Here is a 9,764-nt window from a genome sequence, read left to right as displayed (position 1 = left end):
TTAATCTTCTTTGGCATTATCACAAATGCACAGGTTGTTAATAAAACCGATTCCAATAAGATAAAGGAAGATACATTAGTGATAGATTCTGGTCATAAAGATTCGCTGAAAATATTTAAACCTACTATAAACGACTATCAGTATCAGACCCAGTTTTCTGAAAAGAAGATTTTCGATACGGTGATGACGTTTGATAAAACATATATCTTTTCACAATATAACAATAAAGATAATTTTGGAAGGGCTCAGTTTGCGAATGTAGGTGCAGGTTTTAACCCTTTATCTTTTGAAGTAAACTCGGAACAGGATCTTGCCTTAATGCCAACCAATAAATCTTATGGAATTATAGGAGCAAACGAGGTGAAGTATTATGATGTAAAGACGCCTACAGCTACATTTATTTATCATAATTCTATGAGAAATGGTGCCGCGCTGAAATCCACCTATACACAGAATATAGGTAAGAGATTCAATTTTGCACTGGAATATATGGGGCTTCGTTCTCAGGGGCTTTATAGAAACTCACTGGCAGCCAATAACAATACGCTGTTTTCAGGACATTATGTTTCCAAAAGCGGTAATTATGAATTATTTGCACATTATCTTCATCAGAATGTAAACAATCAGGAGAACGGAGGAATTGTAGAAGACGAACTTTTTCAAAGCGGGGATAGTAATTTGAGTAACCGTCAGAATGCACAGGTAAATTTGTCTTCTTCCAGCTCACAGTTTTCATATAGACGATATTACCTGACTCATCAGTTTACCCCTTTTAATTCTGAAAAATATCCTTTTAGAATCCGCCATACGATTTTCCATCAGGGGAATAAATATTATTATGGACAGACCGCTTTAGAATCTTATTGGTATGCTACCGAGGATGAACTGGTTTCCAACTTTCCCTTGTCTACAAAAAAATATTCAGATAATTTAAGCAATACCGTAAGCCTTGTTTGGGATAATGAGAAAATCAAGTTTGATGCTGGAGTTCGTTATCAGATGTTGAAATTCGGAATGAATCAAACTACTCTTGCGGATCTTGCTATTCCTGCAGAACTGAAAGAAAACAGACTTGGAGCTGTAGGAAACTTACAGGTAAAACTTTGGGATAAGATTCAGCTTAATTCATTTTTGGAATTTTCAAACGGTAAAGAGTTTGGAAATTATTTAAAAACAACCAACAATCTTAAATTCGAACCAATAAAAGATTATTTTGTTAATGCTAAAGTGAATTTTCAAAGTGTTTATCCAACATTTAATTATCTATTAAATACATCGGTTTACAATAATTTTAATTATTACCTTCAAAATGCAAAAAACCAGTCTATTACTGAAATAGGAGGGAATGTTAACCTGAAGTGGTTTAAAACAGAACTTTTTGTTAATTATTTTAGAATCGATAATTATACTTATCTGGATAGTAATGCCCAGTCTCAGCAGAGTGGAAGCTCGTTGAATATTTCTCAAATCGGGGGAGACGCAACGTTCAGCTATGGAAAATTCCATCTTAATACAAGATTGCAGTTTCAAAATGCTTTATCGAATAAAGAGCTTTATCCAATGCCAGGTTTTATAGGAAGAGCAAACATATTTTATCAGACTAAAGCATTCAAAAATGCAGCAGAAATACAAGCTGGTATTAAGGTATATTACTTCTCTAAATTTGCTTCAAGGGATTATTCCCCTATACTTAACGAATATATTTTACCAAACACAAGCTCTTTTTCTATTGGGGGGCAGCCTCTTGCCGACGTTTATTTCAATATGAAAGTAAAGAAAATGTTTTTCTTCATAGAAGGCCAGCAGGTAGGAACAGTGCTTTCGAATAACAAAGCCTATGCATTTCCGCATTATCCTGTGTACGATTTCAGATTAAATATAGGAATTGTTTGGTATTTGTTCAATTAAAAAGAGAAATAAAAGTTGAAAACAATTAATAAAATTTCATTTAACGATATTGAAAGCATTCCTCAATTGATAAAAGATTTTTTAAATCATAAAATTGAGGGATTTGAAGACTATACCTTTACGCTGGAGAATTTTACCCGGCAAATTCATTCAAAAGAGAAGTCCTTTTCGGGTGAACAAAGAAGAATACTGGTTGAAACTTTTGAAAATCAGCTTTCCAATCTTCCTCTATCCTTAAAGCAAAAAGAAAATATCCAAAAAATAAAAGAGGCTAACACTTACACTATAACAACCGGGCATCAGCTCAATCTGTATACAGGACCTGTCTTTTTTGTTTATAAGATTTTACAGACGATTAAAACTTGTGCATATTTAAAAGAATATTTTCCTGATTTTAATTTTGTTCCGATATATTGGATGGCTTCCGAAGATCACGATTTTGCTGAAATCAATCACTTTAAGACGGAACATGGGTATTATGAGATCAATGAGCCATCAGGAAGCGCAGTAGGAAGAATAAAAGTTAATGATACTTTCTTTATTTCGGAATTTGAAAAAGAATTTAAAGACTCTGTTTTTGGAACCGAGCTTATTCTGATGATGAAAGAAGCCTACAAAGAAGGAAACACCCTTACCGATGCTATTAAAATGATCGTTAACAGGCTTTTCTCAGAATTAGGTTTGCTTATTCTCGATGGGGATGAAAAAGCCTTAAAGGCTCAGATGAAGGATGTTTTTAAAGATGAACTTTTGAATTTTAGTTTAAATAAAAACTCAAAAGAAAAAGTCGGTTTCCTTACTGGGAAATATGGAAAAGTACAGGTTAACCCACGAGAAATTAATCTCTTCTACCTTTCCGAAACCAGAGACCGGATTGAATTTAACGGAGAAAAATATATCGTAGTAGATAAAAATATCCGGTTTACTCAAGATGAAATTTTAAATGAGTTACAGGAATTCCCCGAGAAATTTAGTCCTAATGCTTTAATGAGGCCTGTTTATCAGGAAAAGATATTACCTAACCTGGCTTATATTGGGGGAAATGCAGAAATTATGTACTGGTTGGAGCTTAAAGATTATTTTTCAACAATAGAAATTCCCTTCCCTGTACTTATCCCGAGAAATTCAATGCTATTTTTAACAGAAAAAACCTTGCAAAAAGTTGAACATCTGGGCTTACATATAGAAGATTTCTTTCAGAATTTTGCAGCCATTACCAATAATAAAATATTGGATGACAATAAGATTTTGGAACTGCTTGATGAACGGGAGCAGCAGATTGCTCAGAATTTCTCGGATCTGAAATCTATAGCGGAAACAACTGATAAATCATTTGGAAATCTTGTGAAAGCAGAAGAAGTGAGACAGCTCAAATCATTCCTGAGAATGAAAAAACGGCTTTTAAGAGCTGAAAAGATCAAGCAGAGCGAATTATTGGAAAGGTTGGAGAATTTGTTTTTAGATATTCATCCATCTAAAATCTGGCAGGAAAGAGTTTATAACTTTAGTGTTTTCTTTGCAGATTACGGTTATGCTTGGCTTGAAACTTGTTTGGAAGAAATGGTGGTACAGGAATCAAAACTAATAATTGTTGCCATTTAATTTTAAAGAAGTATTTTTGTAGTTTAGAATATCAAATATGATAAAGAAGTTTTTTATTTTGTCAGGTCTATGCATGTTTTTGGGTGTCTCAGCACAAATATCTCATACCGTAGTAAAAGGAGATACGCCTTACAATATTGCAAAACGATATAGCATAAGTGTAGATGAATTATTAAAGCTAAATCCGAATGTTAAAGATGGAAAGATTGCGATCGGTGACATATTAGCTGTTAAATCTGATAAAAATACAGCTTCCAAAGCAAAAGCAGGATCTCAGTTAGGGACTATAGTTTTACAGCCTAAACAAACTATTTATGGAATTACGAAACAATATCGTATTTCTGAAACTGATCTTAGGAAACTTAATCCGGAGCTGGATTCTCATATGAAAATTGGGGATGAAATCACGCTTCCTCTGGAAAGCATAAGAAAATATGGAGACAATCAGCAGGTAGCTTCTACTCCGGTGAAGGCTGCTGAAGTTATTACCGATAATACCCCTAATGCTTCTCACAATGACGGAGAAGTATATGTGGTTCAGGCAAAAGATAATTACTATAGAATCTCTAAAAAATTAAAAATTACTCAGGAGGAATTATTTGCTCTAAACCCCGGACTTGAGGAAAAAGGTTTGATACCTGGGGATTCCATTATTATTAAAAAATCTGACAATGAAACTATCGGTAGTAAAAATTCAAAAACGACTATCGATTCAGGAAATGAAAAATCGAACTCAAAAACCTCTGTAGCCACTTCTTCAGCAGATGAATATGTGACTTATACCGTACTGCAGGGAGATACTGTTTTTTCTATTGTTAACAAATACGGAATCAGTATTGATGATTTGATAGCACTAAATCCTGAATTGTCTAATGGACTGAAAGTGGGAATGGTATTAAAGATTAAAAAATTTGATGCTGCCTATGTAAAAAAGAATGGCGATGCCCTAGGCGTGGTATTGATGCTGCCTTTTGGATATAGTACCAACGAAACCCAGTATAGAAATATGGCAATGGACTTCCTAACCGGAGCAAAACTAGCTATTGAAAGAAATGCAAGGGGGGGACAGAAGTTGGATATTAAAATCGTAGATTCAGGGAACGAAGCTACTTTTAGAAATTCATTAACGCAACTTAATCCTGATAATACGGATCTGATTATTGGTCCTTTCTTTAAATCGAATGTGATTGATGTATTAGACTTTATAAAAGATCAGAAGATTCCGGTAGTGGCACCTTTTGCCAATACTCCTGAATTATATAATTACAGTAATCTGATTATCGTTGAGACCAATGATTATGCCTATGCTGATAAGATGGTAGAAGAGGTGAAAGCTGTATATTCTGACCAAAAAATTTATATAGTTGCAGACCCCAAAAAAGAGAATGCTAATTATATAAAAGATCATCTTGAAAAAGAAATTAAAAATCCGAATATAATTATTGTTAATTCGCCGTCAGAAATCCAGCTTGACCAGAATATGATGACAGGACAGTCGGCTCCTGTAGTGGCTATTTTGGCTAATAATAACAATACTGTAGGAGAAGCTTTTTCAAGCAAAATTATTGCTCTTTCAAAAGAGGTTCAGGGATTAAAAGCTTTCAGTATGTATTATGTGCCGAGCTTTGAAAAGAAAGTAGATGATCTTAGCCAGGCAAGTCTGGTATATTTGATGGACAGAAAAATCAACACAGATGGAAGTTTTGAAAAAGAGATTCTGGCAGACTACAAAGCTAAATACTGTAAGGCACCTCCTAAATATGCAATCATTGGTTTCGATATCGTAAATGATATGCTAACCCGTGAAAACAAAAAAGGAGAAATCTTTAAACAAATGAATAAAGTTCAGACGCAGCTTGCAACTAAATTTGAATTTGTAAAATCTAAAACTAATGGTGCCTACGTTAACACAGGCTACCGTGTTATAAGATTAGTTCCTTAATTATTGAATTATCTAGGAATATTTTTAACTTTATACTTATATTTGCACAATATTTTAAATTAATAAATGAAAGCACTTGTATTTCCGGGGCAGGGTTCTCAGTTTGTTGGGATGGGAAAGGAATTATATGATTCCAGAAAAGATATAAAAGACTTGATGGAATCTGCCAATGAAATCCTAGGTTTTGATATTCTTTCTGTAATGTTTAACGGAACAGATGAAGACCTGAAAAAAACAGAGGTTACCCAACCTTCGATATTTATCCATTCCGTAGCGGCCTTAAAAGCAGTTAATGGTCTTGGAGCAGAAATGGTAGCCGGACATTCTCTAGGTGAATTTTCTGCGCTGGTAGCCAATGGAGTTTTATCATTTGATGACGGCTTAAAACTTGTATTCGAGAGAGCAAAAGCAATGCAGGAAGCTTGCGATGCTAACCCAAGTTCTATGGCGGCAATCCTTGGATTAGATGATGCCAAAGTAGAAGATGTTTGTACTCAGATTGAAGGTATAGTTGTTCCTGCTAACTATAATTGTCCGGGACAATTGGTGATTTCCGGAGAAACAACAGCTGTTGAAGAAGCTTGCGTGAAATTGAAAGAAGCCGGAGCCAAAAGAGCCTTATTGCTTCCTGTAAACGGAGCTTTTCATTCACCGCTAATGCAGCCTGCTCAGGAGAAGCTGGCAGCTGCGATAGAACAGACTAAATTCAGAAAAGCAACTATTCCGGTATATCAGAATATAACGACTACTGCAGTGGTTAATCCTGATGAAATTAAAAAGAACCTAATAGCTCAGTTAACGGGTCCCGTGAAATGGACACAATCTGTTCAGAATATGATCAAAGACGGAGCTTCTAAGTTTGTAGAAGTTGGTCCGGGAAAAACTCTTCAGGGACTGATCAAAAAAATTGATAATAGTGTAGAAGTAGCTTCTGCCATTTAATAAATACTATGGGCGAGATATTTTCACCAGGAAAGCTAATGCTTACTTCCGAATATTTCGCAATAGATGGAGCTCTTGTCTTAGCGGTACCTACCAAGCTGGGACAAGAGTTTTTTTTTGAAGAAAAACAGGATGGACAATCCCTGATATTTTGGGAGGCTCAGCACCAGAATCATCTTTGGTTAAATACTGTCATTGATTATAAAAAATGGCAGGTACTGGAAACCAACTTTATTTCAGGGGCAGAATTTATTTTGAAGGTATTGAAGAATGTACAGAAGCTTTCAGATATAAAATTTAAAGACACCTACTCCTACAATTTAAGAACTAATTTACAATTTCCTGCTGACTTCGGCTTAGGCAGCAGTTCCACTCTGATGAATAATCTGGCGGAATGGTCAGAAATAAATCCTTTTGAACTCAATACTTTGAGCTTAGGGGGAAGTGGTTACGATATTGCTGTAGCAAAAGAAAAATCAGCAGTTCTTTATCAAAGCAAACCTGAAATACAATATGAAAAGGTAAATTTTGATCCTTTATTCAAAGACGAACTTATATTTATTCATTTAAACCAAAAGCAAGATAGCAGGGAAGGTATTAACCTCTATAAATCCAAAGAAAAATCCCAGGTATTGATTAATGAGTATACAGAACTCACAAGAAAAGTAATCAATTGTCAGAGCCTTGAGAAATTTTCACGATTAATGACTGTCCATGAGCAAAAAATATCCAACTTTTTAGGAATACCTACTGTAAAAGAAAAGTTCTTTCAGACTTGTCCCAATTTCGTGAAAAGTTTGGGAGCATGGGGCGGGGATTTTGTAATGACTGCCAAATTTGAGGGGTTTAAGGACTATTTTTGGGGAAAAGGTTTTACTACTATTTTTGAATGGGATGATATAATTGGTTAATTTTCAAAATCTTACGCTTCTCTTTTTTTCTTTGTCAATCTGACTTATATCATTATATTTAAGGTGACTTAACAGTAAATTAATATTTAATTTTGTTAACAGAAGAAAAGAAATAGAAAATATAAGTAAAATGAAACACGCTAAAATCATCCAGGATTTAAAAAAATTAGGGATCAAAGGAGACTATGAAGTAATTTATAACCCATCTTATGAAGAGTTATATCAAGCTGAAGTATCGCCTGAAAATCAAGGCTTTGAAGAAGCTGAGCTTACAGAATCTGGTGCAGTATCGGTAAAAACAGGAATTTTCACAGGCCGTTCACCTAAAGATAGATATATAGTTCAGGATGATGTTACTAAGGATACGATTTTCTGGGATGGAAAAGTAAACTTGCCTACAACACCGGAAATATTTGATTCTTGTAAAGAATTAGTAGTGAACCAGCTTTCAACTTCCAAGAAAATTTATGTAGTAGATGCTTTCTGCGGGACTAACGTAGATACAAGACTTAAGGTAAGATTTATTATGGAAGTTGCATGGCAGGCACATTTCGTTACGAATATGTTTATCCGTCCTTCTCATTATGAATTGGAACATTTTGGAGAACCGGATTTTACAGTAATTAACGGTTCTAAAACTACAAATCCTAATTGGGAAGCTCAGGGATTACATTCTGAAAACTTCATTATGTTCAATCTTACTGAAAGAATTCAGATCATCGGAGGGACCTGGTATGGAGGTGAGATGAAGAAAGGAATGTTTGCAATGATGAACTATTACTTACCATTAAAAGGTATGGCTTCTATGCACTGTTCTGCAAATGTAGGAGAAAAAGGTGATGTAGCATTGTTCTTCGGACTTTCTGGAACAGGAAAAACAACTCTTTCTGCAGATCCTAAAAGATATCTGATCGGTGATGATGAACATGGATGGGACAACAATGGAGTATTTAACTATGAGGGAGGCTGCTATGCTAAAGTAATTGATTTGTCAGCAGAAAAAGAACCGGATATTTTCAGGGCAATTAAAAGAGATGCGCTTCTTGAGAATGTTGTGGTTAAAAACGGAGTTGCAGACTATACGGACGGGTCTATTACAGAGAATACAAGAGTATCTTATCCCATCTATCATATTAACAAAATCGTATTACCGTCTAAAGCAGGACATGCAAAGAAAATCGTTTATCTATCTGCTGATGCATTCGGGGTATTGCCTCCGGTTTCTATTTTAGATGATAATCAGGCTCAGTACCACTTCCTTTGCGGGTATACTTCCAAATTGGCAGGAACTGAAAGAGGAATTACTGAACCACAGCCGTCTTTCTCCCCGGCATTTGGAGAAGCGTTCTTAACTTTACACCCAACCATGTATTCTAAAACACTCATTGGTAAAATGAAAGAGCATGGAGCGAAAGCATATTTGGTAAATACAGGATGGAACGGAACAGGAAAGAGAATTTCTCTAAAGGATACAAGAGCGATTATTGATGCGATCATTGACGGATCAATTGAAAATGCTCCAAAAACTCAAGTTCCAATCATGAACTTAGAAATTCCTACTTCATTACCAAATGTATCGGAAGGGATTTTAGATCCGAGAGATACTTACGCGAATGCTTCCGAATGGGAAGATAAAGCAAAAGATCTTGCTGCTAAATATATTAAGAATTTTGAACAGTATTGTAACACGGAAGAAGGTAAAAAACTGATTCCTTCCGGACCTCAGTTACAGGAACAAACCATATAAAATGAAAGCCTCATCATTGATGAGGCTTTTTTATGATTTTATTTTAAGCTTAAAATAGCTAATCGATAACCCTTCATTCCAAAACCTGATAATACACTGTCCGTACAGGCTGCAGTTACAGACTTCTGACGGAATTCTTCTCTTTGGTAGATATTACTGATATGAATTTCCACCTTGGGCTTTTGTATGTTTTTTAAACAGTCTGCAATTGCATAGGAATAATGGGTAAATGCTCCCGGATTAATCACTACAGCATCAAAGTCATCTTTCTGGAGTCTGTTGATCATTTCTCCTTCAATATTGGATTGGAAATATAATAACTCATCAGAGGAGAATTCCTTTTTTAATTCGTCCATATAATCTTTCATGGAAATTGTTCCATAAACCTCGGGTTCTCTTGTACCTAAGAGGTTAAGATTGGGTCCGTTAATGATTAAAATTTTCATAAGGTAAAAATAAGAATTTCATTTTATTGGATTATTCTGTTTTTTAATATTCTTTTTTAAGAAGATAGCAATATTTGTATCACCAGATTAACGACTCATTCTAAGTTAACAAAAGGTTTAAATATACCTTAAAAAATCTATCTATATTTGGAATAAATAAAAATAACACAAAAGAAAAAAGATTGTTTTATGCTTCATGATGAACCATAGGGGACATTATGGGAGAAAATAAAGTTTACACGTTCAGTATGGAATCATAAAAGAAC

The 9,764-nt window shown here is 34.7% G+C and carries 7 protein-coding genes; 6 read left to right on the top strand and 1 reads right to left on the bottom strand.

Features of this window, described 5'->3' with window-relative positions:
- The 6 genes from Q0A18_RS03465 to pckA all read left to right on the top strand — a co-directional run.
- Positions 1-1,908, top strand: a 1,908-nt coding sequence (locus Q0A18_RS03465) for a putative porin (RefSeq protein ID WP_363315943.1), incomplete at its 5' end; no start/stop codon positions are given.
- A gap of 15 nt (positions 1,909-1,923) precedes the next feature.
- A complete protein-coding gene (gene bshC, locus Q0A18_RS03460; RefSeq protein ID WP_292008779.1) occupies positions 1,924-3,510 on the top strand; it encodes a bacillithiol biosynthesis cysteine-adding enzyme BshC in 1,587 nt (528 codons plus the stop codon).
- A gap of 37 nt (positions 3,511-3,547) precedes the next feature.
- On the top strand, positions 3,548-5,452 hold the full coding sequence (locus Q0A18_RS03455; protein ID WP_292008778.1) for a LysM peptidoglycan-binding domain-containing protein: 1,905 nt from the start codon (positions 3,548-3,550) through the stop codon (positions 5,450-5,452).
- A gap of 66 nt (positions 5,453-5,518) precedes the next feature.
- Positions 5,519-6,394 (top strand): ACP S-malonyltransferase, encoded by an 876-nt coding sequence (gene fabD, locus Q0A18_RS03450; protein ID WP_292008777.1) that lies wholly within the window; start codon positions 5,519-5,521, stop codon positions 6,392-6,394.
- A gap of 8 nt (positions 6,395-6,402) precedes the next feature.
- Complete coding sequence (locus tag Q0A18_RS03445; RefSeq protein WP_292008776.1) at positions 6,403-7,305, top strand: GYDIA family GHMP kinase; 903 nt, start codon at positions 6,403-6,405, stop codon at positions 7,303-7,305.
- Between the two features lie 130 nt (positions 7,306-7,435).
- Positions 7,436-9,052, top strand: coding sequence for a phosphoenolpyruvate carboxykinase (ATP) (pckA, locus tag Q0A18_RS03440; RefSeq protein WP_292008775.1), 1,617 nt, complete (start codon positions 7,436-7,438; stop codon positions 9,050-9,052).
- A gap of 38 nt (positions 9,053-9,090) precedes the next feature.
- Here pckA and Q0A18_RS03435 read toward each other — a convergent pair whose 3' ends face one another.
- Positions 9,091-9,498, bottom strand: a complete 408-nt coding sequence (locus tag Q0A18_RS03435) for a type II 3-dehydroquinate dehydratase (RefSeq protein WP_292008774.1) — start codon at positions 9,496-9,498, stop codon at positions 9,091-9,093.
- Positions 9,499-9,764: the final 266 nt, after the last annotated feature.

The organism is Chryseobacterium sp., assembly GCF_022712095.1.
In the GTDB taxonomy this organism is placed as follows: Bacteria; Bacteroidota; Bacteroidia; order Flavobacteriales; family Weeksellaceae; genus Chryseobacterium.
Note: the sequence above shows the minus strand (reverse complement) of the source record. Positions and strands in the feature narration are given on the sequence as shown.